17 protein-coding genes, 2 tRNA genes and 2 pseudogenes are annotated in these 21,958 nt (G+C 65.7%); 18 read left to right on the top strand and 3 right to left on the bottom strand.

Annotated features, from left to right (window positions below; translation table 11 throughout):
- The first annotated feature begins 39 nt into the window (after positions 1–39).
- The 8 genes and pseudogenes from hfq to QMX82_RS26035 all read left to right on the top strand — a co-directional run.
- Positions 40–285, top strand: a complete 246-nt coding sequence (gene hfq / locus QMX82_RS14065; RefSeq protein WP_007161156.1) for an RNA chaperone Hfq — start codon at positions 40–42, stop codon at positions 283–285.
- A 20-nt stretch (positions 286–305) separates the two neighbouring features.
- Entirely contained in the window at positions 306–1,610 is a 1,305-nt protein-coding gene (gene hflX / locus QMX82_RS14060; protein WP_133862322.1) for a ribosome rescue GTPase HflX, read from the top strand.
- Positions 1,611–1,708: 98 nt separating this feature from the next.
- The gene (gene hflK, locus QMX82_RS14055; RefSeq protein ID WP_282284561.1) at positions 1,709–2,896 is read left to right on the top strand and encodes an FtsH protease activity modulator HflK; all 1,188 of its coding nucleotides are present in this window, start codon (positions 1,709–1,711) and stop codon (positions 2,894–2,896) included.
- Positions 2,896–3,765 carry a protease modulator HflC gene (gene hflC / locus QMX82_RS14050; protein WP_017642910.1) on the top strand — a complete coding sequence of 290 codons (870 nt, stop codon included), beginning with the start codon at positions 2,896–2,898 and terminating at the stop codon, positions 3,763–3,765. Before hflK ends, hflC begins: the two co-directional genes overlap by 1 nt.
- 255 nt (positions 3,766–4,020) lie before the next feature.
- A complete protein-coding gene (locus QMX82_RS14045; RefSeq protein ID WP_282284557.1) occupies positions 4,021–5,208 on the top strand; it encodes an ATP phosphoribosyltransferase regulatory subunit in 1,188 nt (395 codons plus the stop codon).
- A gap of 78 nt (positions 5,209–5,286) precedes the next feature.
- Positions 5,287–6,582, top strand: a complete 1,296-nt coding sequence (locus QMX82_RS14040) for an adenylosuccinate synthase (RefSeq protein ID WP_282284556.1) — start codon at positions 5,287–5,289, stop codon at positions 6,580–6,582.
- 12 nt (positions 6,583–6,594) lie between these two features.
- A pseudogene (locus QMX82_RS26040) lies at positions 6,595–7,857 on the top strand (HAMP domain-containing protein); the annotation flags it as partial.
- Positions 7,858–8,199: 342 nt separating this feature from the next.
- Positions 8,200–8,715, top strand: a pseudogene (locus tag QMX82_RS26035) (methyl-accepting chemotaxis protein); the annotation flags it as partial.
- A gap of 89 nt (positions 8,716–8,804) precedes the next feature.
- Here QMX82_RS26035 and QMX82_RS14030 read toward each other — a convergent pair.
- Together QMX82_RS14030 and QMX82_RS14025 are read right to left on the bottom strand one after the other, a co-directional pair.
- A tRNA-Leu gene (locus tag QMX82_RS14030) sits at positions 8,805–8,891 on the bottom strand.
- Positions 8,892–9,003: 112 nt separating this feature from the next.
- Positions 9,004–9,090, bottom strand: a tRNA-Leu gene (locus QMX82_RS14025).
- A 210-nt stretch (positions 9,091–9,300) separates the two neighbouring features.
- Here QMX82_RS14025 and rnr point away from each other — a divergent pair.
- The 10 genes from rnr to QMX82_RS13975 all read left to right on the top strand — a co-directional run bounded on the left by rnr (position 9,301) and on the right by QMX82_RS13975 (position 20,149).
- Positions 9,301–12,522, top strand: a complete 3,222-nt coding sequence (gene rnr, locus QMX82_RS14020; RefSeq protein ID WP_442969390.1) for a ribonuclease R — start codon at positions 9,301–9,303, stop codon at positions 12,520–12,522.
- Positions 12,519–13,271 (top strand): 23S rRNA (guanosine(2251)-2'-O)-methyltransferase RlmB, encoded by a 753-nt coding sequence (rlmB, locus tag QMX82_RS14015; RefSeq protein ID WP_208692963.1) that lies wholly within the window; start codon positions 12,519–12,521, stop codon positions 13,269–13,271. Before rnr ends, rlmB begins: the two co-directional genes overlap by 4 nt.
- A 130-nt stretch (positions 13,272–13,401) precedes the next feature.
- Complete coding sequence (locus QMX82_RS14010; protein WP_208692962.1) at positions 13,402–13,776, top strand: response regulator; 375 nt, start codon at positions 13,402–13,404, stop codon at positions 13,774–13,776.
- A gap of 182 nt (positions 13,777–13,958) precedes the next feature.
- Positions 13,959–14,375, top strand: coding sequence for a 30S ribosomal protein S6 (gene rpsF, locus QMX82_RS14005; RefSeq protein ID WP_007161146.1), 417 nt, complete (start codon positions 13,959–13,961; stop codon positions 14,373–14,375).
- Positions 14,376–14,401: 26 nt separating this feature from the next.
- Positions 14,402–14,632, top strand: coding sequence for a 30S ribosomal protein S18 (rpsR, locus tag QMX82_RS14000; protein WP_059316384.1), 231 nt, complete (start codon positions 14,402–14,404; stop codon positions 14,630–14,632).
- Positions 14,633–14,667: 35 nt separating this feature from the next.
- A complete protein-coding gene (locus QMX82_RS13995; RefSeq protein WP_133862315.1) occupies positions 14,668–15,558 on the top strand; it encodes a hypothetical protein in 891 nt (296 codons plus the stop codon).
- A gap of 20 nt (positions 15,559–15,578) precedes the next feature.
- Positions 15,579–16,025 (top strand): 50S ribosomal protein L9, encoded by a 447-nt coding sequence (rplI, locus tag QMX82_RS13990; protein ID WP_133862314.1) that lies wholly within the window; start codon positions 15,579–15,581, stop codon positions 16,023–16,025.
- A gap of 150 nt (positions 16,026–16,175) precedes the next feature.
- Positions 16,176–17,570, top strand: coding sequence for a replicative DNA helicase (dnaB, locus tag QMX82_RS13985; protein WP_133862313.1), 1,395 nt, complete (start codon positions 16,176–16,178; stop codon positions 17,568–17,570).
- Positions 17,570–18,586, top strand: coding sequence for a D-alanine--D-alanine ligase (locus QMX82_RS13980; protein ID WP_208692960.1), 1,017 nt, complete (start codon positions 17,570–17,572; stop codon positions 18,584–18,586). The genes dnaB and QMX82_RS13980 overlap by 1 nt, the downstream gene beginning before the upstream one ends.
- An 81-nt stretch (positions 18,587–18,667) precedes the next feature.
- On the top strand, positions 18,668–20,149 hold the full coding sequence (locus tag QMX82_RS13975; RefSeq protein ID WP_208692958.1) for a glucosyltransferase domain-containing protein: 1,482 nt from the start codon (positions 18,668–18,670) through the stop codon (positions 20,147–20,149).
- 108 nt (positions 20,150–20,257) lie between these two features.
- On the opposite strand, the gene QMX82_RS13970 is transcribed toward QMX82_RS13975, so the two are convergent.
- A complete protein-coding gene (locus QMX82_RS13970; RefSeq protein WP_133862310.1) occupies positions 20,258–21,634 on the bottom strand; it encodes an amino acid permease in 1,377 nt (458 codons plus the stop codon).
- Positions 21,635–21,958 lie beyond the last annotated feature (324 nt).

Raw genomic sequence — 21,958 nt, 5'->3', positions numbered from 1 at the left:
GCCAGATCGGTATTTTCATTTCCTTAGGAGAGCGACACGATGTCAAAAGGGCATTCGCTACAAGACCCTTACCTGAACACCCTGCGTAAAGAGCGCGTTCCGGTTTCCATCTATCTCGTCAACGGTATCAAGCTGCAGGGTCAGATCGAGTCCTTCGACCAGTTCGTGATTCTGCTCAAGAACACCGTCAGCCAGATGGTCTACAAGCATGCAATCTCCACCGTGGTGCCGAGCCGCCCGGTCCGTCTGCCCAGCTCCGAGACGAGCGAGTCGGATAGCGAATAAATAACAAGAGGAGCGCCCTGTTGTTCTTCGAGCGTCACGAAGGTGGTGAGCGGGCCATTCTGGTCCATTTGGAAGGCCTGCATCCCGAGGCGCGCGAAGATCCTCAGGAGTTTCTCGAACTCGCGCGATCGGCGGGTGCGGAGACCGTGTCTTTCGTCACGGTGAATCGCAGCCAGCCGACCGCGCGTTATCTCATCGGTACCGGCAAGGTCGAGGAACTGCACGATCAGGTGCACGCCCATGCCGCCGATCTGGTCATCTTCAACCATGACCTCACGCCCAGTCAGGAACGCAACCTCGAAAAAGCCTTCGAGTGCCGCGTCCTCGACCGCACGGGCCTCATTCTCGATATCTTCGCCCAGCGCGCCCGGACCCACGAGGGCAAGCTGCAGGTGGAGCTCGCCCAGCTCGAACACATGAGCACGCGGCTGGTACGCGGCTGGACTCACCTCGAACGGCAGAAGGGCGGTATCGGTCTGCGCGGCCCGGGTGAAACCCAGCTCGAGACCGACCGTCGTCTGCTACGGATCCGTATCCGTCAGATCCGCCAGCGCCTGGACAAGGTGCGCAGCCAGCGCGAGCAGGCTCGGCGCGGGCGTCGGCGGGCCGAGATTCCCTCGGTGTCCCTGGTCGGCTACACCAACGCCGGCAAGTCCACCCTGTTCAACAGCCTCACCGAATCCGGCGTCTACGCGGCCAATCTGCTGTTCGCCACCCTCGATCCCACCCTGCGTCGTCTGGAGCTGCCGGATCTGGGGCCGATCGTGCTGGCCGATACCGTGGGCTTCATCCGCCATCTGCCGCACAAGCTGGTCGAGGCTTTCCGCGCGACGCTGGAGGAATCCAGCAACTCCGACCTGTTGCTGCACGTGATCGATGCCCACGAGGACGATCGTCAGCTGCAGATCGAGCAGGTCGAGGCGGTGCTGCATGAGATCGGCGCCGATGAGCTGCCGATGCTGGAAATCTACAACAAGCTCGATCTGCTCGACGGGGTCGAGCCGCATATCCAGCGCGACGACGAAACCGGACGCCCGATCCGGGTCTGGGTGTCGGCGCGCGAAGGTCGCGGTCTGGAGCTGGTCGGTCAGGCCGTCGCCGAATTGCTTGGCGAGGATCTCTTGGTCGGCGTGCTGCGCCTGCCTCAGCGGCATGCCCGGCTGCGCGCTCAGCTGTTTGACCTGGGCGTGGTTCGCCAGGACGATCATGATGACGAAGGCAACATCCTGTTGTCTGTACGAGTACCCCGCGCCGAACTCAATCGACTGCTCAGCCGGGCCGGTGAAGAACCGGAAGTCTTTATCCAGCAACATGTTTTGCAATAAACCCCCGCTCGGCGCTTTTGTTCGGGCAGGGACCATCCGGTAGCATTGGTCGGCGCGCCATTTCGGCGCGTTTTCGCGTTATCAGTAGGGAGAGCGCTATGGCTTGGAACGAGCCCGGTGGCAACTCGAACAATCAAGACCCCTGGGGCGGCCGCAACAACAACGGTGGCGGCAATGGTGGACGCAAGAAGCCGCCGGATCTCGACGAAGCCTTGCGTAAGTTTCAAGACCGCATCAACCGCCTGGTTGGCGGCAAGAAGCGGTCCGGCGGCAGTGGCGGCGACAGTTTCGGCTCGGGTGGTGGCAAAGGCTTGCTGCTCCTGGGCGTACTGCTGGTCGGCGCGCTCTGGCTGTACAATGCCGTCTACGTCGTGGACGAGCAGGAGCAGGCGGTGGTGCTGCGCCTGGGCAAATACCATGAGACGGTAGGGCCCGGCCTGAACATCTACTTCCCGCCCTTCGAGACCAAGTACCAGGAAAACGTCACCCGTGAGCGGGCCTACAGCAAGCAGGGCGCCATGCTGACCCAGGACGAGAACATCGTCGAGGTGCCGCTGACCGTCCAGTACCGCATCACCAACCTCAAGGACTTCGTCCTCAACGTCGACCAGCCCGAGGTCAGCCTGCAGCAGGCGACCGACAGCGCGGTGCGGCATGTGGCCGGCTCCTCGACCATGGACCAGTTGCTGACCGACGGCCGCGAACAGGTCGCCACCAGTGTGCGCGAGCGTCTGCAGCGCTTCCTCGACACCTACGGCACCGGCATCACGGTGACCCAGGTGAACATCCAGAGCGCAGCAGCGCCGCGTGAAGTTCAGGAAGCCTTCGACGACGTGATCCGTGCTCGCGAGGATGAACAGCGCGAGAAGAACCAGGCCGAAGCCTATGCCAACGGCGTGATCCCCGAGGCTCGCGGTGCTGCCCAGCGCATCATCGAGGAAGCCAACGGCTATCGCGACGAAGTCGTGGCCCGTGCCCAGGGTGATGCCTCGCGCTTCAGCCAGCTGGCGGTCCAGTACGCGGCCAATCCGCAGCTGACCCGCGAGCGTCTGTACATCGAGACGATGCAGGAAGTGCTTGGCCAGTCGAGCAAGATCATGGTCACCGGTCAGGCCGGCCAGAATCTGCTCTATCTGCCGCTCGACAAGCTGATGCAGAACCGTGCTCCGGCACCGACCTCGGCCATCAGCAGCGGTGCTGCCCCGGCGGCATCGAGCGACACGGCGGCCTCGGTCATTCGCAATCTGCCGCAGTCCACCGAAGCGCGTACGAGGGAGAGCCGCTGATGAGCAACAAATCGCTGGCCGCGCTGATCGTCGTGGTCGTTCTGGGTCTTGCGGCCTGGAGCAGTCTGTTCGTGGTGAAGGAGACCGAGCGCGCGGTGATGCTGCGCTTCGGTCGCGTGGTCGAGCCCAATCTGGAGCCCGGCCTGCACTTCAAGATCCCGTACGTCAACCGGGTGCGCAAGTTCGATGCCCGCCTGCAGACGCTGGATACCCCGACGCAGCGTTTCCTGACACTGGAAAAGAAAGCGGTGATGGTCGATGCCTACGCCAAGTGGCGCATCTTCAATGCCGATCGCTACTACACCGCGACCTCGGGTCTCAAGCAGATCGCCGACGAACGCCTGCTGCGCCGCCTGGAAGCGGGACTGCGTGACCAGTTCGGTCGTCGCACCCTGCATGAGGTGGTCTCCGGTGAGCGGGATGCAATGGTCGGTTCGCTGACCGCGGCGCTGAACAAGATGGCCAACCAGGAGCTGGGTATCGAGGTGCTGGACGTGCGCGTCAAGGCCATCGACCTGCCCAAGGAAGTCAGCCGCAGCGTCTATGAGCGGATGAGTACCGAGCGTGAACGGGAAGCCCGTGAGCACCGGGCCAAGGGTCGCGAGCTGGCCGAAGGCATCCGTGCCGACGCCGATCGTCAGCGCCGCGTGCTGCTGGCCGAAGCCTATCGCCAGGCCGAACAGGCCCGCGGTGAGGGTGATGCCCAGGCGGCCCAGGTGTATTCCCAGGCCTACTCGAAGAATCCGTCGTTCTTCTCCTTCTATCGCAGCCTGCAGGCCTATCGCTCCAGCTTCTCCAGCAAGAGCGATGTCCTGGTACTGGATCCGAAGAGCGATTTCTTCAAGTATTTCCAGAGTCCGGGGCAGTGAGGTCCGGGATGAGCGGCGGCTAGGCTTCGCTCGTCGTTCATCCCCGATCGCCGATTTTTTCGTGTTATCATGAATCAGCCGGGGCCATCCCCGGCTTTTTTGCGTCCGTACGAAACCCGGGGAAGGGCGACGCCCTGGCTGATCCGGGTAGCAATCCACGGCAGAGCGGCTTGATCCGGCGGCAGGATTCTCCAGGAATCCACTGCGCCGACCTCGGCAGCCGCGTGCCGATCCATGACATGGAGAAGAGGCCTAATGGCTACGGTAGACCGCTGGCTGCTGCCTGACGGTATCGAGGAAATCCTGCCGCCCGACGCGGCGCGCATCGAGGGCGCTCGGCGCCGGGTGCTGGAACTGTTCCATTGCTGGGGCTACGAGTTCGTCATCACCCCGCACCTGGAATTCCTGGAATCGCTGCTCACCGGCGCGGCCAAGGAGCTGGAGCTGCGCACCTTCAAGGTGACCGATCCCAGCTCCGGTCGCCTCATGGGCTTCCGCTCCGACATCACGCCCCAGGTGGCGCGCATGGAAGCCCATAGCCTCAAGCAGAGCGGCCCGAGCCGACTGTGCTATGCCGGCAGCGTGCTGCATACCCGTCCCCGTGCCCTGTCCACCTCGCGCAGTCCGATCCAGGTCGGCGCCGAGCTCTATGGCGTGCCCGGCAGCGAAGGGGATCTGGAAGTCATCAGCCTGATGCTCGATGTGCTTGAGCAGGCCCAGGTGCCCGATATCCACATGGATCTGGGGCACGTTGGGATCTATCGCGGGCTATGCCAGGCGGCCGGCATCTCCGGCGCCAGCGAGCAGCAGCTGTTCGATGCCCTGCAGCGCAAGGCGGTCGACGAGATCGCCGAGCTGACCGCCGAGTTGCCCACCGCCGAGCGCGGCTGGCTGCGGGCCCTGGCTGAGCTCAGCGGCGATGCCGCGGTGCTCGACCAGGCCCGGCAGCGCCTGGCGGGTGCGCCCGCAGGCGTCCTGCAGTCGCTGGAGGAGCTGATCGCCCTGGCCGAATCGCTCCAGGGTCGTTTCCCGGGCGTGCCGCTATATTTCGATCTGGGCGAGCTGCGCGGTTATCACTACCACACCGGCGTGGTCTTCGCCGCCTTCGTGCCGGGCACCGGGCAGTCCATCGCCCAGGGTGGTCGCTATGACAACATCGGTGCCGACTTCGGGCGTTCGCGTCCCGCCACCGGTTTTTCCACCGATCTGAAGACCCTCGTCGAGCTGGGCACCGCCGTGCTCGACGAGCCGCGCCGCGGCATCTGGGCGCCGGCTGGCCATGCGCCGGTGCTCTGGCAGGCGGTGCGCGAATTGCGCGCCGCGGGCGAGCGGGTGGTGCAGGCCACCGGTCATGACGACGCGGACCAGCTGCACAGCTCGGGTTGCGATCGCCGCCTGGTCGAGCAGCAGGGCGCCTGGATCGTGGTGCCCTTGAATTCCTAAGCACCGGATCTGGCATCCGGGTGAATGTGAGCATCGTCGGCCTGGCCGACAGAAATCTTCCTGACAGGGGATAAGGTTATGGGTAAGAACGTCGTCGTCCTGGGCACCCAGTGGGGTGATGAGGGCAAGGGCAAGATCGTGGATCTGCTGACCGACCAGGCCGCTGCCGTGGTGCGTTATCAGGGCGGTCACAATGCCGGCCACACGCTGGTCATCGATGGCCAGAAGACCATCCTGCGGCTGATTCCCTCGGGCATCCTGCGCGCCGACACCCAGTGCCTGATCGGCAATGGTGTGGTGCTGTCGCCGGAAGCCCTGTTCAAGGAAGTCGGCGAGCTGGAAGCGCGCGGCGTGCCGGTGCGCGAGCGCCTGCGCATCAGCTCGGCCTGCTCGCTGATCCTGCCCTATCACGTGGCCCTGGATCAGGCGCGTGAGAAGGCCCGTGGCGAAGCCAAGATCGGTACCACCGGTCGCGGCATCGGCCCGGCCTACGAAGACAAGATCGCCCGTCGCGGTCTGCGTGTCGGCGATCTGTTCCACCCGGAGCGTTTCGCGGTCAAGCTCAAGGAAGTGCTGGACTATCACAATTTCGTCCTGCAGAACTACTTCAACGAGCCGCCGGTGGACTTCCAGAAGACCTACGACGAGGCCATGGCGCACGCCAAGGTCATGCAGCCGCTGGTCATGGACGTCGTCAGCCGTCTGCACGAGCTGCGCAAGGCCGGTGAGAACCTGATGTTCGAAGGTGCCCAGGGCACCCTGCTGGACATCGACCACGGCACCTATCCCTTCGTCACCAGTTCCAACACCACCGCCGGTGGCGTGGCGACCGGTTCCGGCGTGGGTCCGCTTTACCTGGACTACATCCTTGGCATCACCAAGGCCTACACCACCCGCGTCGGCTCGGGTCCCTTCCCGACCGAACTGTTCGACGAGACCGGTGCCTACCTGGCCAAGCAGGGCCATGAATTCGGCTCCGTCACCGGTCGTCCGCGCCGTTGCGGCTGGTTCGATGCCGTCATCCTGCGTCGCTCCATCGAGATCAACAGCATCTCCGGCCTGTGCCTGACCAAGCTGGACGTGCTCGACGGTCTGGAAACCGTGCGCATCTGCACCGGTTACAAGGATGCCGCCGGCAACCTGCTGACCGAGGCGCCCACCGACGCTGACAGCTACATCGGTCTGCACCCGGTGTACGAGGACATGCCCGGCTGGAGCGAATCCACCGTGGGTGCCCAGAGCCTCGAGGCGCTGCCGGCCAATGCCCAGGCCTACATCCGCCGTATCGCCGAGCTGGTCGAGGCGCCGATCGACATCGTCTCGACCGGTCCGGATCGCAAGGAAACCATCGTGCTGCGCCATCCTTTCGCCTGATGCGCTAAAAGGATGCAGCCTGAAAAGCCCCGCCCCGCGGGGCTTTTCTGTTTCCGGGGGGCAGGAGACGCTGGTAGCTCGGGGACGGCCGCTGGTCCGAAATGGCCAGCATATTGCTATGACTATTTATCGCTGAGGCTCCAGCTCTTCTCGAGTTGGCCGACAGCCTGTGAATGTCCCTCGCCGCTGGAGACCCCCATGTCGTTTCTCTTGTCGCTGCTGCGCAGCCGTCTGTTGTTGCCGGTATTCATCAGTCTGTTGCTCGCCGTCGTTCTCCAGGTGGGCCTGGCGCTATGGCTGACCCAGGATGCGGTGAAGGGCCTGCAGTCCGGTCTGGCCGCGCGCCTGTCCGGCGAATCCGAGCAGCTCGCCGAGACCCTGCGCCAGGCCGGTGGCGAGGTGGATGGCAGTCTTGCCGAGCTGGCCGGGCAGACCCGCACGCGGCTGGCGGAGGGACTTGCGCAACGCCTGGCGCGCGAGCGGCAGCAGGTCGGAGAGACCCTGACCGCTACCCTCAAGAGCAATGCGCAGAATCTGGCCGAGTTGCTGGCGGGTGTGGCACCCAAGGCGATGTGGGATGCCGATGTACCGGCGCTGTCCGACCTGGCGCGCCGGGCGCAGGGCAATCCCGAGGTGCTGTTCGTGGTCTTCCAGGATGCCCAGGGCCAGAATCTGACCCGTTATCTCAATCGTCAGGACGAGCGCGTGGCGCGCCTGCTCGCCATGGGCCAGGGCGAGGGCGCCCTGGCCAAGGTGCTGGATGCCGCGACCCGGGATCCCTCGGTCTATCGCGTGGATGCCTCCATCAGTCCCAACGGCGTGGAGATCGGCAAGGTGGTGGTGGGCTTTTCCACTCAGGTCATCGAGCGCACCGGCGCGGCCCTGGATCAGAGCTTCAAGAGTCTGATCGACGACGCTGGCGTTCTGGTCTCCAGCAGCGTGACGGCCGCCGCCAAGGGCAGTGCCGCGACCCTGGCGACGCGCCTGGAAGGCACCCGCCAGGCCGCCCTGGCCATGAGTCGCAATGCCGGTGAGGCGGTCGCCGCCCTGGCGGGCGCGCTGCGCTGGCAGATCGCCCTGGGGCTGATCGGGGTTGGCGTGGTGATGGTCGTGGCCGTGGCGCTGGTGCTGGGTCGCCGGGTGCTGCGCCGGATCGGTGTGCTGCAGCGGGCGCTGGACGATCTGGCGGCCGGGGAGGGGGATCTGACCCGCCGCCTGCAGCTGGGGCAGGGCGATGAGATCCAGGCGTTGGGTGGGGCGGTCGATCGCTTCCTGGCCAAGCTGCAGCCGCTGGTGGGCGAGGCCCATGGCGTCGCCGCACGCACCGGCGAAGAAATTCGCGGCCTGGCCGGCAGCAGCGCCACCGCCGAAGCGGCAGCGCTGCGTCAGCGCGAAGAGGTGGCCCGCAGCCTGGAGGCCTTGTCCGGCATCGCCGCGGAGGCCGAGGGCGAAAGTCTGGCCATGCAGGGCGCGCTGCAGCAGGTGGAAGCCATCCGCAGCTCTGCCCAGAGCAATGCCCGGATCGCCACCGAGGTGGCCGAGGGTATCGAGGGGCTGGTGACCCAGGTCGAGTCGGGTGCCCAGGTGATCGAACGGCTGGCCGCGCAAAGCGAGCAGATCGAGGTGGTGCTGGACGTGATCCGCGGGATCGCCGAGCAGACCAATCTGCTGGCGCTCAATGCGGCCATCGAGGCGGCCAGGGCCGGCGAGAGCGGGCGTGGCTTCGCGGTGGTCGCCGACGAGGTGCGGGCGCTGGCCAGCAAGACCCAGGAGTCCACCGGCAGCATCCGGACGCATATCGCCGGACTGCAGGAAGGGGCGCGCGAGGCGGTCGCCGCCATAGGCGAGGCGCGGCAGCAGGCCAGCAGCGGGTTGGCCGTGCTGCGCGACAGCAAGCGCATCCAGCAGGATGTCCACCGCGCAGTGGATCAGGTGCATGCCAGCATGAGCACGGCTGCCCAGGCCGCCCAGCGCCAGGCGGCGGGTGCCGCGGCGGTGCGCCAGCGGGTCGAGGTCATCCATGGCGAGGCGCTGCGTGCCGCCGAGTCGGTGGCGGCCACTGCGGACAGCAGTCGCACCCTGGCGGAACTGGCCGCTCAGCTGCGCGGCAGTCTGGGGCAGTTCAAGGCGTAGGGGAGACCCGCGCCTTTTCGCGGGCAAGAAAAAACCGGCCAAAGCCGGTTTTTTCTGTTGCGTCCGATCTGGGATCGTCCGCTTGGTATTGGTGCCCAGGAGAAGACTCGAACTTCCACGGTGTTGCCACCGCTAGGACCTGAACCTAGTGCGTCTACCAATTCCGCCACCTGGGCCTGCAGCGCGACTTCTGATCGCTTCCCGTCGCCCTTGCGGGTTTCAGGATTAAAAAACCGGCTAGCGCCGGCTTTTCGTCGACCGATCTGCAAATCGATCGACTATAATGAGTGGTGCCCAGGAGAAGACTCGAACTTCCACGGTGTTGCCACCGCTAGGACCTGAACCTAGTGCGTCTACCAATTCCGCCACCTGGGCACTCAAGGCGATGATTGCTCATCTCCGACGTCGCGATTGCTCACGGCGTCGTGGGGCGGCACTTTACTTAGGGGGCGTTTGCTTGTAAACCCCTGCTGTGAAAAATATTTTTATTGAGCATGCCAGGCTAACTATTGCGCGGTTTTCACGTTTCAATAGGCGTTATGGCAGTTCCTACCGAACCCAGACTTAGAAGGTAACCCCAGACTGATGGCCGATTGGCAATCCCTCGATCCCGAGGCCGCCCGGGAAGCGGAAAAGTACGATAACCCCATTCCGAGTCGCGAACTCATTCTGGCTCATCTCGCCGATCGCGGCGCCCCGGCCACACGGCCCCAGTTGGCCGAAGAATTCGGTCTCGTCACCGAGGACCAGCTCGAAGCCCTGCGGCGGCGCATGCGCGCCATGGAGCGCGATGGTCAGGTGATCTATACCCGCCGCGGCGCCTATGCCCCCATCGACAAGCTGGATCTGGTGCGCGGACGCATCGCCGGCCATCGCGATGGCTTCGGCTTCCTGATCCCCGACGACGGCAGCGACGACCTCTTCCTCAGCCCGGCGCAGATGCGCCTGGTGTTTGACGGCGACATCGCCCTGGCGCGGGTCGCCGGTCACGATCGGCGCGGTCGTCGCGAAGGCGGTCTGGTCGAGGTGGTCACCCGGGCACATGAATCCCTGGTCGGTCGTTTCTTCCAGGAGAGCGGCCTGGCCTACGTGGTGCCGGACAATCCCAAGATCGGCCAGCAGGTGCTGGTGCCCGAAGGCAAGCACGGCGGCGCTGCTCACGGCCAGTTCGTGCAGGTGCGCATCGACGAATGGCCCACCACCTTCCGCCAGGCCCAGGGCGAAGTGGTCGAGATTCTCGGCGACTACATGGCGCCGGGCATGGAGATCGAGGTGGCGCTGCGCAGCTACGACATCCCCAACGAATGGCCCAAGGCCGTCGAGAAGGAAGCCGCCAAGCTCAAGCCCGAGGTGGAAGAGAAGGACAAGCAGAAGCGCATCGATCTGCGCCAGTTGCCCTTCGTGACCATCGATGGCGAAGACGCCCGTGACTTCGACGATGCCGTCTATGCCGAGGCCAAGAAGTCCGGCGGCTGGCGGCTCTACGTCGCCATCGCCGACGTCTCCCACTACGTCAAGGTCGGCTCGGCGCTGGACGCCGAGGCGGAGAAGCGCGGCAACTCGGTGTATTTCCCCGAGCGCGTGATTCCCATGCTGCCCGAGGCCCTGTCCAATGGGCTCTGCTCGCTCAATCCCCAGGTGGATCGCCTGGCCATGGTCTGCGAGATGACCATCGCCGCGTCCGGGCGCATGACCGGCTACCAGTTCTACGAAGCGGTCATCCACTCCCACGCGCGCCTGACCTACAACAAGGTCTCCACGGTGCTGGAGCAGCCCAAGTCGGCCGAAGGCAAGCAGTTGCGCAAGCAGCTCGGCGAGGTAGTGCCGCACCTGGAGCAGCTCTACAGTCTGTACAGGGTGCTGCTGGCTGCCCGTCATGTCCGCGGGGCCATCGATTTCGACACCCAGGACACCCGCATCGTCTTTGGCGCCGATCGCAAGATCTCCGAGATCCGCCCGACCCAGCGCAACGATGCCCACAAGCTGATCGAGGAATGCATGCTGTGCGCCAACGTGGCCACTGCCAAGTTCCTCGAGAAGCACAAGGTGCCGGCCCTGTACCGGGTACACGACGCGCCACCCCTGGAAAAGCAGACCAATCTGCGGCAGTTCCTCGGTGAGATGGGCCTGTCGCTGACCAAGGGCAAGGCCAATCCGGTGCCCTCGGACTACCAGGCGCTGCTGCAGCAGATCCGCGAGCGGCCGGACTTCCGGCTGATCCAGACGGTGATGCTCAGGTCGCTGAGCCAGGCGGTCTACAGCCCGGACAACAATGGTCACTTCGGTCTCAACTACGAGGCCTATACCCATTTCACCTCGCCGATCCGGCGCTATCCGGATCTGCTGGTGCATCGGGCGATCCGCAGCGTCATCCGCTCCAAGCTGGAGACCAAGCACGTCAAGCGCGCAGGCGCGACGAGCATGGCCAAGGCGCGCATCTATCCCTATGACGAATTGCGCCTGGATCAGCTCGGCGAGCAGTGCTCCATGACCGAGCGCCGTGCCGACGAAGCCACGCGGGACGTTTCCAACTGGCTCAAGTGCGAGTTCATGAAGGATCGCGTCGGCGAGACCTTTGCCGGCGTCATCATCGCGGTGACCGGCTTCGGCCTGTTCGTCGAATTGTCCGAGGTGTTCGTCGAGGGGCTGGTGCATGTCACCGCGCTGCCCGACGACTACTACCACTTCGACAGCGTCCACCATCGCCTCTCCGGTGAGCGCAGTGGTCGCAGCTACCGCCTGGGCGATCCCCTCGAAGTGGTGGTGGCGCGCGTCGATCTGGACGAGCGCAAGATCGACTTCGTACTGCCGGCCAGTGCCGGGGCGCCACGCGTGCGGGAAGAGCGCGAGCCGCGCAACAAGCGCGACAACCGTCGCCGCGGTGCGCCAGCGCCAGCGCAGGAGCCAAGCGCTGCTCCGGCTGCCGAAGCCTCGGGCGAGCCTGTCTCCCCGGCGCCAGAGCGAGGGTCTCGCCGCTCGCGTAGCGGCCGTCGTCGCGGCGCGCCGGCGCAGGAATCTAGCGTCGTCCCGGTTGCCGAGGCTGCGGTCGAGCCCGTTTCGACGAAGTCTGAGCAGCAGTCCAGTTCTTCGCGTAGCGGCCGTCGTCGCGGCGCGCCGGCGCAGGAATCGAGCGTCGTCCCGGTTGCCGAGGCTGCGGTCGAGACCGTTTCGGCGAAGTCTGAGCAGCAACCCAATTCTTCGCGTAACGGTCGTCGTCGTGGTGCGCCGGCGCAGGAGCAGGGTGTCGCCGCGGCGGTCGAGGCAACACCTGCAAGCGTTTCGCCAGAGTCGGAGTCCGAACCGCGGCGCTCGCGCAGCGCCCGTCGGCGCGCGGCCGCTGCGGGGCGAAAGCAGGACGCCGAGGCGTCTATGCCAGCCTCGGTTGAGGTGACTTCGCCAGAAGCGCCGAAGCAGGACGACCCATTGCTCGGTAATACCGACGTCAGACGTAGTCGTGCGGTGAAGCAGGCGCTGCTGGCCGAAGCCAAGGTCGAGGGCGGCAAGCCCAAAGCCCAAGGCAAGGCCAAGGCCAAGGCCAAGGCCAAAGGTAATAGCGACAAGGGCAAGGCCAGCGACACGGCCAAGAGTCGTACCGCACCCGCACGTCAGGATAAAGGGGCGGCTGCCGAAGGGGCTGCGGCGGTGGATGCCAAGGTCAAGAAGGCCAAGGCTGCAAGTGCCAAGAAGAAATCGGCAGGCAAGTCCAAGGCCGAAGGCCAGGCCAAGGCTGCAGCCAAAGGCAAGACCAAGACCAAGGCGAAGAAGCCTCATCGCAAGGGTCAGTCGCGCCCCAAGGATGACGCATGAGCCAGCTGGAGACCGTCTACGGTATCCACGCCGTGGAAGCGCTGTTGCGCTTCCATCCGCGGCGGGTGAAGCAGCTGTGGATCGCCGAAGGGCGGCGTGAGCCGCGGGTCGATACCCTGCTGGAGCTGGCCGCCGGTCAGCGTCTGGCGGTGGAAAGCAAGCCGCGGGCCTTGCTCGATGAGCTGGCCGAGGGTGTGCACCAGGGCGTGGTGGCCCAGGTCAGTCCGAGTCAGGTCTGGGGCGAGGCCATGCTCGAGGAGTTGCTCGACCGGGCCGAAGGGCCGCCGCTGCTGCTGGTACTCGATGGCGTGACCGATCCGCACAACCTCGGTGCCTGCCTGCGTAGCGCCGATGCCGCCGGGGCCCTTGCGGTCATCGTGCCCAAGGACAAGTCGGCTACCCTGACCGCCGTGGTGCGCAAGGTGGCCTGTGGTGCTGCCGAGGTGTTGCCGCTGGTGGCTGTCACCAACCTGGCGCGCACCCTGGAAAAGCTGCAGAAGCGTGGCCTGTGGATCGTCGGTACCGCCGGTGAGGCGACTCAGGAGATCTACGACGTCGACATGAGTGGGCCGACCGTGGTGGTCATGGGCGCCGAGGGCAAGGGCATGCGCCGTCTGACCCGCGAGCATTGCGATCATCTGGCCCGTCTGCCCATGGCTGGCAGCGTCAGCAGTCTCAACGTCTCGGTGGCGACCGGGGTCTGCCTGTTCGAGGCCGTGCGTCAAAGACGCACCTCTGCGCCCGGGTAGTCCACGCCAGGAAACGTCTGGGTACCGACGCAGTGCGTATCGCACTATACGAATCGCGCTGCAGTGCGCAGAATACCGGCCTCGCCCCGGGAAAGCCCGGCGCGAGGCCTGTCAACAAGAGGATGCCCGCGTGAGTCAGGAGATCCAAGAGCCGGTAGGCTTGCGAGTGCTGCTCGTCGAAGACGATGCCACGCTGCGCATGCTGACCACCGAAGTCATCGAGGAGCTGGACCATCAGGTCACGGCGGTCGCCTCGGCAGAGGCTGCCCTGGAGTTGCTGCCGCAGCGCGAACACGATGTGCTGTTCACCGATATCGGGCTGGGCGGCATGTCCGGCATCGAACTGACCCGGCGCGCCCTGGCGATGGATCCGACGCTGCGCGTCGTCGTCGCCTCGGGTTATGCCTTCGAGCGCGAGCCGGGCATGGAGGCGCGGGTCGGGGTGCTGATCAAGCCCTATGACCTGAACAAGATCCGCCAGGCCCTGGCCGACGTGCAACGCTGAGTGCCTGAGGTTGTCCGGCGGTCGCGTCGGACATGCCTGCGGTTGCGCCCTCCGGCGCCCTTCTCTAGAATGTTGCCCCTTGCCCGGAGTGCGTCCGCATTCCGCAGGGCAAGTCATCCGAACTATTCACTCCTTGTCTGACCGCGTTTCCGCGGCAGGCTGCAACCCGTAAGGAGCATTAAATGCGTCATTACGAAGTCGTGTTCCTGGTTCATCCGGACCAGAGCGAACAGGTGGGCGGCATGGTCGAGCGCTACACCAAGGCTATCGAAGAAGACGGTGGCAAAGTCCATCGCCTGGAAGACTGGGGCCGTCGTCAGCTGGCTTACGCCATCGACAACGTTCACAAGGCTCACTATGTACTCATGAACATCGAGTGCAGCGCCAAGGCCCTGGCCGAGCTGGAAGACAACTTCCGCTACAACGACGCCGTGATCCGCAACATGATCCTGCGCCGTGACGAGGCCGTCACCGGTCAATCCGAGATGCTCAAGGCCGAAGAAAACCGCAACGAGCGTCGCGAGCGTCGCGAGCGTCCTGCCGAGTCCGAGTCCGAGTCCGCCGAAGGCAACTCCGACGACGCCGACAGCGCCGAGTAATCTGGATCTAGCGAGGAATCATTGTCATGGCACGTTTCTTCCGTCGTCGTAAGTTCTGCCGTTTCACCGCCGAAGGCGTGAAAGAGATCGACTACAAGGATCTCAACACCCTGAAGGCCTACGTCTCCGAAACCGGCAAGATCGTCCCGAGCCGTATCACTGGCACCAAGGCCAAGTACCAGCGTCAGCTGGGCGCCGCCATCAAGCGTGCCCGTTACCTGGCCCTGCTGCCCTACACCGACAGCCACGGTCGTTGATCGACGCCTGATCACGAATAACGGATAAACACGGCATGCGGCCTCTGGCTGAGTTCATCATGCGCGGCCGTACTCAAGCCACCCTCGTGGTGGTGCTGGGTGCAGTCGTGCCGCTGCTGTACTGGATGACCGCTGCCGGTGGCAGCCTGGTGCTGTTGCGCCGGGGACCTGCCGCGGCGGCCGGGGTGCTGGTCTGGGCCCTGCTGCCGGCGCTGTTCTGGCTGTATCTGGGGGATGCCAGCATCGTGCTGGTGTTGCTGGGTTCGACGCTGCTGGCGGCCATTTTGCGCCAGAGCCTGTCCTGGACACGGGTGTTGTTGGCCAGTGTCCCGCTGGGGTTGGTTTTCGCCCTGGTGCTGGGGCAGGTCTATGCCGAGGGCATCGCGCAGCTGGCGGAGGAAATCCGCCGGCTGCTGCCCCAGGTGTTGGGCCCGAGTGCGGCGCAGTTGCCGCCGGAAAAGCAGGCGCAGTTGCAGCAGTTGCTGCTGCCCGTGCTGACCGGCCTGATGGCGGCGTTCTTCCAGATCACCTGCCTGCTGTGCCTGATGCTCGGGCGCTACTGGCAGGCGGCGCTGTACAACCCCCAGGGGTTTGGTCGCGAATTTCGCGTCCTGCGTCTGCGTCCAGCCATCGCGCTCGGCCTTCTGGCCCTGCTGGTGCTGGCGCCGAACCTGGGCAGCGGGCTTGGCCTGCTGACCCCGCTGTGCAGCGTGCCGCTGGCCTTCGCCGGCATCGCCCTGCTGCACGGGCTGGTGGCGGCCAAGCGCCTGGCGGGATTCTGGCTGGTGGGGCTGTACGTGACGCTGCTGCTGTTCGGGCAGCTGATCTATCCGTTGTTGGTGATTCTGGCTGTGATCGATAGCGTGTTCGATTTCCGTGGGCGGTCTGCGCAAGAGCCGCAGGGCCCCGCGGACGGTGAAGGTTAAAAGTTAAGAGGAAAGACTCAATGGATGTCATCCTGCTGGAAAAGATCGCCAACCTGGGCAACCTGGGCGACAAAGTGAACGTCAAGGGCGGCTACGCCCGTAACTTCCTGCTGCCGCAGGGCAAGGCCACCGCAGCCACCGCTGCCAACGTCGAGGCTTTCGAAGCTCGTCGCGCCGAGCTCGAGAAGCAAGCTGCCGGGAAGAAGGCCGAGGCTGATGCCCGTGCCGCCAAGCTGGCTGACCTGACCGTAACCATCGCTGCCAACTCCGGCGACGAAGGCAAGCTGTTCGGTTCCATCGGCACCCGCGACATCGCCGAAGCCGTCAGCGCCGCTGGCGTCGAGCTGGACAAGAGCGAAGTTCGCCTGCCCAACGGCGCGCTGCGTAGCGTCGGCGAATACGATGTCGAAGTGCACCTGCACACCGACGTCGAAGCTACCGTCAAGATCGTCGTCGTCGCTGAATAAGCGCGCCGTCGCCTGACTGGCGGACTTGCGCCCCGGCGCCGGTCTGTCGACAATCGGGCACGTCATTGCCAAGGCAGTGACGTGCCCTTTGTCTTTTCTGCCGTCCGAAAAATCATTTCGCCGCCCGCAATGGGGGCCCAAGACCTGCGCATGAACGAGATTTCCCTGCCCGAGCAGTACGATCTGCAGACCGCTGCCCTCAAGGTCCCGCCGCACTCCATCGAGGCCGAACAGGCCGTGCTGGGTGGTCTGATGCTGGACAACAATGCCTGGGAGCGCGTGCTCGATCAGGTGTCCGATGGCGACTTCTATCGCCACGACCACAGACTCATCTTCCGCGCCGTGGCCCGTCTGGCCGAGCGCAACCAGCCGTTCGACGTGGTGACCCTGTCCGAACAGCTGGACAACGAAGGCCAGCTACCCCAGGTGGGCGGTCTGGCCTATCTGGCCGAGCTGGCCAGGAACACTCCCTCGGTGGCCAATATCAAGGCCTATGCGCAGATCGTGCGCGAGCGGGCCACCCTGCGGCAGTTGATCGGCATCAGCGCCGCCATCGCCGACAGTGCCTACAACCCGGAAGGCCGCGGGGCCAACGAGCTGCTCGACGAAGCCGAGCGCAAGATCTTCGAGATCGCCGAGGCCCGCCCGAAATCCGGAGGGCCGATCGGGGTCAACGACATCCTGACCAAGGCCATCGACCGCATCGATACCCTGTTCAACTCCAGCGAAGCCATCACCGGGGTCTCCACCGGTTTTGCCGATCTGGACGAAAAGACCAGCGGCCTGCAGCCGGCGGACCTGATCATCGTTGCCGGTCGCCCGTCCATGGGCAAGACCACCTTCGCCATGAACCTGGTGGAGAACGCGGTGCTGCGCACCGACAAGGCGGTCCTGGTGTTCTCCCTGGAGATGCCCGCCGACTCCATCGTGCTGCGGATGCTCTCGTCCCTCGGTCGCATCGACCAGACCAAGGTGCGTTCCGGCAAGCTCGACGACGACGACTGGCCGCGGCTGACCTCGGCAGTCAATCTGCTCAACGACCGCAAGCTGTTCATCGACGATACCGCCGGCATCAGTCCTTCGGAAATGCGCGCCCGTACCCGGCGCCTGGTGCGCGAGCACGGCGACCTGGCGCTGATCATGGTGGACTATCTGCAGCTGATGCAGATCGGCGGCAGCAGCGGCGAGAACCGGACCGCCGAGATTTCCGAGATCTCGCGCTCGCTCAAGGGCCTGGCCAAGGAATTCAACTGCCCGGTGGTGGCACTCTCCCAGCTCAACCGCTCGCTGGAGCAGCGGCCGAACAAACGCCCGGTGAACTCCGACCTGCGGGAATCGGGGGCCATCGAGCAGGACGCCGACGTCATCATGTTCGTCTACCGGGACGAGGTGTATCACCCGGAGACCGAATACAAGGGCGTGGCGGAAATCATCATCGGCAAGCAGCGGAACGGTCCGATCGGCACCACGCGGCTGGCCTTCATCGGCAAATACACCCGGTTCGAGAATCTCGCGCCCGGCAGCTACGTTTTCGAGGACGAATGATGGTCAAGGACAAGCTGAAGATCGCGGTCCTGCTCGGCGGCACCAGCGAAGAGCGCGACGTGTCCATCGCCAGCGGTGCCCAGGTGGTGGCGGCCCTGCGCCGGCGCGGGCACCAGGTGGTGACCGTGGATACCGCCCTGGGCCTGCTCGACGAGGATGCCGAGCGCGCGCTGCTGGAAGCCCGGGTCGGCCTCGAGCCGCCGGAGCGGACCGCCCTGGTGCGGATGCGTGGCCAGGATGCCGGCGCGCTGCTCAGTCGCGCCCAGTTGGGCGACCAGGATCTGCTGTTCCTCGCCCTGCACGGCGGCACCGGCGAGAACGGCACCCTGCAGACCCTGCTCGACCTGGCCGAGTTGCGCTACACCGGCAGTGGCCGGGTCGGCAGCGCCGTGGCCATGGACAAGGACCTCAGCAAGCGGCTGTTCCGCGCCGCTGGCGTACCCACCGCCGACTGGCTGATGGCGCCGGCAGATGCCGCGACCGTGGCCGCGACCCTGGGTTATCCGGTGATCGTCAAACCCAGCCAGCAGGGCTCCACCGTAGGCCTGAGCAAGGTCAGTCGCGCCGAAGACCTGCAACCGGCCATCGAGCTGGCGCTGCGCTATGACCGCGAGGTGATGATCGAGCGCTTCGTCGCCGGGCGCGAGCTGACCGTGGGCGTGCTGGGCGACCAGCCGCTGGCGGTGGGCGAGATCGTCCTCGGCCAGAGCGGGGTGTTCGACTACACCAGCAAATACCAGCCCAAGGGCGCGGTGGAGGTGTTTCCGGCCGAGGTCTCGCCCGAGATCGCCGAGGAAGCCCGCCGCCTGGCCCTGGCTGCGCATCGGGCGCTCAAGCTCGACGGCTACAGCCGTGCCGACTTCCGTCTGGACGCAGAAGGGCGGCTCTGGTGCCTGGAGGTCAACACCCTGCCGGGGATGACCGCCACCAGCCTGCTGCCGCAATCGGCAGCGGCCATGGGCATCGACTTCGACGAACTCTGCGAGCGGATCTGCCAGCTGGCCCTGCAGGACTGACCCCCCACGCAGCCGGCGCCGCTATCGCTTCGGGTGGCGGCGGCTGCGTCTCTCGTCGAAGCCGGATTCGGATCCGCCGCCATGCCCCAGACGCTCACCCCGCTGCAGACCCGGGCGCTGTTCTTTTCCGCGCTGCTGCTGTTCGTGCTGCCCTTCATCCTGGTCGACTTCCCCTATGTCGATGACAACTGGCGCATCCAGCTGGAGAACGGCCCGGAGTGGCGGCAGCAGGGGCGGGTGCTCACCGAGGTCTTCTACCGGCTGCTGACCTTCAGCGGCAGCACCCTCAATCTCTTCCCCCTGCCCCTGCTGATCGCCTGCGCCGCAGCCGCCTGGGCCCTGACCGACCTGGCCCGCCACTGTTTCGGCGCGCCGCGGCCGACCCAGTGCCTGGCCCTGCTGCCGCTATGGTTCTCGCCGTTCTGGCTGGGCAACCTGACCTACCAGTACGACGGCCCGACCATGGCCCTGAGCCTGGTGGCGGTGATCTATGCGGTGATCTATCGCAGTCGCCATACCGCGCTGGCGCTGCTGGTACCGGCGGCGCTGCTGGCGGCGGCCATCGCCTTCTACCAGGTGGCGCTCAATGTCTTCGTCGGCCTCTGCTGCCTGGAGCTGATCCGCGCCGTGCAGCGCCGCGAGGCGCCCGAGCAGGCCTTGCGGCTGGTGCTGCGCCAGGGCCTGCAGCTGCTGCTGGGTGGCGTGCTCTATTACCTGACGGCCTACCAGCTGATGGCGACCACGCGGCACGCCGGCGTGGGTGGCCAGGTGCTGCCGGAGCTCGGGCATCGGCTGGGCGAGGTGCTGCACAGCGTCGGCCTGCTGATCACCCCGGGCAATCTCTGGCTGTGGTGGCTGTTCGGCGGGCTGGCCGCGATCGGTTACGGCCTGGGGGCCCTGACCTATGCCCGCGCCTATGGTCGGCGGGCGCTGCTGCCCCTGCTGCTGTACGCTGCGGCCCTGCCGGTGCTGGCCGCCTGCGTGGCCGGCATCACCCTGCTGTTCAGCGATTTCATCCTCGAAGCCCGCACCCTGATGGGGCTGGCGGTCGTCCTGACCCTGGCGCTGCTGCTGGCCCATGATCTGCTGGAGCGATTCCAGCCACGGCTGACCTGGCTGCTGGTGCTGCCGGTGCTGTGGATGCTGTCGCTGGCCTATGCCTATGGCCAGGTGCTCTCGGCGCAAAAGACCTTCGAGCGCGGTTTCGTCCAGGAGCTGCACCACGACCTCAGCAGTCGCCCGGAGCTGCGGCCGCTCAAGCGCCTGCTCTGGACCGGCGGTCCGCTGGAGGTGGCCTGGCTGCCGCTGGCGCAGAAGACCTTCGAGCAGGTGCCGGTGCTGCCCTTCATCCTCGGCCTGTCGCCGGGCAACTTCATGATCGCCGAGCGGCTGCTGGACCTGGGGGTGATCGACGATGCCGACAGCGACAGCTGCAGCCAGCGGGTGGCCGTGCCAGGCGCCGCCACGCGCCTGGTGGACAACCGCTTCTACGACATCTGGGCGGTGGGCGAGGACGGCTGCATCATCATGAAGCCGCAGCGACCCTGGGTGCCGTTCGAGTAGTTGGGTAGGTTGGGCTGAGACGGTTCCCTCGTCAGGGCCCAACCAGCGCTACCTGATGCAGGTGTTGGGCTTCGCTCTGCTCGGCCCAACCTGCGGGTGCGAAGGCGATCAGCCGCGGCGCAGCTTGTAGCAGAGGAACAGGAAGGCCAGCCAGACCGGGATGGCGTAGACCGAGACGGCGATGCCGGGGATGCGCAGCATCAGCACCAGGATCATGCCGACGAAGGCCAGGCACAGCCAGTTGACGAAGGGCGACCAGAACGCCGGGAAGTGCGAGGTGCGCCCGGCCTGGCGCTGGGCGGCGCGGAATTTCAGGTGGGTCAGGCTGATCAGCGCCCAGGCGATCACCAGCGAGGCCACCACCAGCGACATCAGCAGCTCCAGGGCATTCTGCGGCAGCAGGTAGTTGACCACCACGCAGAGCAGGGTCACTGCCGAGGACACGGCGATGCCCAGCAGGGGCACGCCCTGGCGATTGGTGCGCAGCAGGGCGCGCGGGGCATCGCCCTGTTCGGCCAGGCCATAGAGCATGCGGCTGGTGCAGTAGACACCACTGTTGTAGACCGACAGCGCCGCGGTCAGCACCACGAAGTTGAGCAGATGGGCGGCGGTGTCGCTGCCGAGCAGGGCGAAGGTCTGCACGAAGGGGCTGCCGGCGTAGTCGTCGCCGCCGGCGCCGATGCTGCGTACCAGTTCGTCCCAGGGATGCAGCGACAGCAGGATGGTCAGGGCGCCGACATAGAAGATCAGGATGCGCCAGACCACCTGGTTGATGGCCTTGGGGATCACGGTGCGCGGCTGGTCGGCTTCGGCGGCGGTGATGCCCACCAGCTCCAGGCCGCCAAAGGAAAACATGATGATCGCCAGCACCGCGAACAGGCCGCTCCAGCCGTTGGGCAGGAAGCCGCCATGGTTCCAGAGATTGCTCACCGAGGCCTCGGGACCGCCGCTGCCGCTGACCAGCAGCCAGAGCCCGAAGGCCATCATGCCGAGGATGGCCACCACCTTGATCAGCGCGAACCAGAACTCGGTCTCGCCGAAGGCCTTCACGTTGAACAGGTTGATGGCGTTGACCAGCACGAAGAACACCAGGGCGCTGGCCCAGGTCGGCACCTCGGGCCACCAGTACTGCACGTACTTGCCCACCGCGGTGAGCTCCGACATGCCCACCAGCACATAGAGCACCCAGTAGTTCCAGCCGGAGAGAAAGCCCGGGAAACGGCCCCAGTAGCGACTGGCGAAGTGGCTGAAGGAGCCGGCCACGGGCTCCTCGACGATCATCTCGCCGAGCTGGCGCATGATCAGGAAGGCGATGAAGCCGGCGATGGCGTAGCCGAGGATCATCGCCGGACCCGCCGACTTGAGCACCCCGGCCGAGCCGAGGAACAGACCGGTACCGATGGCTCCGCCGAGGGCGATCAGCTGGATATGACGATTCTTCAGGCCGCGCTGCAACTGGCCGGCGGCGGGTTGGGGCTGGGACATGGACGGGGGTGTCTCGGTGGGGAGGGGAGCGGGCGGCTATGGTAGCACTCCTGTCGCCAGGGGCCTGGTCCGGGGGGAGAGGGGGGAAGCGCGTAGCGTGGCAGGGGGCACCGGAGTCTCCCTGACGGCCCTCTTCCCCTAGAGCGGGGAACGAGCAGGTGCGCGAGGTGCTTTTGCCCTCTCTCCCCCAAGGAGAGGGTTGGGGGGAGGGCGAGTCCAGAGCCACCGTCGATAGCCAAAGGCAATCGATGTCCGGGGGCTGAACTGGTCATTTTTTGTGCTATTCTTCGCGCCCTCCTGAAAACACCCCTATCCCGGAAGCTG

It is taken from the genome of Pseudomonas sp. PS02302 (assembly GCF_029959585.1).
Classification (GTDB): Bacteria; Pseudomonadota; Gammaproteobacteria; order Pseudomonadales; family Pseudomonadaceae; genus Chryseomonas; species Chryseomonas aestiva.
Note: the sequence above shows the minus strand (reverse complement) of the source record. Positions and strands in the feature narration are given on the sequence as shown.

What these genes read in the sequence shown, in the direction of transcription:
- hfq (WP_007161156.1), top strand. Translation starts at nt 40, where the DNA reads ATGTCAAAAGGGCATTCGCTACAAGACCCTTACCTGAACACCCTGCGT.
- hflK (WP_282284561.1), top strand. Translation starts at nt 1,709, where the DNA reads ATGGCTTGGAACGAGCCCGGTGGCAACTCGAACAATCAAGACCCCTGG.
- hflC (WP_017642910.1), top strand. Translation starts at nt 2,896, where the DNA reads ATGAGCAACAAATCGCTGGCCGCGCTGATCGTCGTGGTCGTTCTGGGT.
- QMX82_RS14045 (WP_282284557.1), top strand. Translation starts at nt 4,021, where the DNA reads ATGGCTACGGTAGACCGCTGGCTGCTGCCTGACGGTATCGAGGAAATC.
- QMX82_RS14040 (WP_282284556.1), top strand. Translation starts at nt 5,287, where the DNA reads ATGGGTAAGAACGTCGTCGTCCTGGGCACCCAGTGGGGTGATGAGGGC.
- rnr (WP_442969390.1), top strand. Translation starts at nt 9,301, where the DNA reads ATGGCCGATTGGCAATCCCTCGATCCCGAGGCCGCCCGGGAAGCGGAA.
- rlmB (WP_208692963.1), top strand. Translation starts at nt 12,519, where the DNA reads ATGAGCCAGCTGGAGACCGTCTACGGTATCCACGCCGTGGAAGCGCTG.
- rpsF (WP_007161146.1), top strand. Translation starts at nt 13,959, where the DNA reads ATGCGTCATTACGAAGTCGTGTTCCTGGTTCATCCGGACCAGAGCGAA.
- rpsR (WP_059316384.1), top strand. Translation starts at nt 14,402, where the DNA reads ATGGCACGTTTCTTCCGTCGTCGTAAGTTCTGCCGTTTCACCGCCGAA.
- QMX82_RS13995 (WP_133862315.1), top strand. Translation starts at nt 14,668, where the DNA reads ATGCGGCCTCTGGCTGAGTTCATCATGCGCGGCCGTACTCAAGCCACC.
- rplI (WP_133862314.1), top strand. Translation starts at nt 15,579, where the DNA reads ATGGATGTCATCCTGCTGGAAAAGATCGCCAACCTGGGCAACCTGGGC.
- dnaB (WP_133862313.1), top strand. Translation starts at nt 16,176, where the DNA reads ATGAACGAGATTTCCCTGCCCGAGCAGTACGATCTGCAGACCGCTGCC.
- QMX82_RS13980 (WP_208692960.1), top strand. Translation starts at nt 17,570, where the DNA reads ATGGTCAAGGACAAGCTGAAGATCGCGGTCCTGCTCGGCGGCACCAGC.
- QMX82_RS13975 (WP_208692958.1), top strand. Translation starts at nt 18,668, where the DNA reads ATGCCCCAGACGCTCACCCCGCTGCAGACCCGGGCGCTGTTCTTTTCC.
- QMX82_RS13970 (WP_133862310.1), bottom strand. Translation starts at nt 21,634, where the DNA reads ATGTCCCAGCCCCAACCCGCCGCCGGCCAGTTGCAGCGCGGCCTGAAG.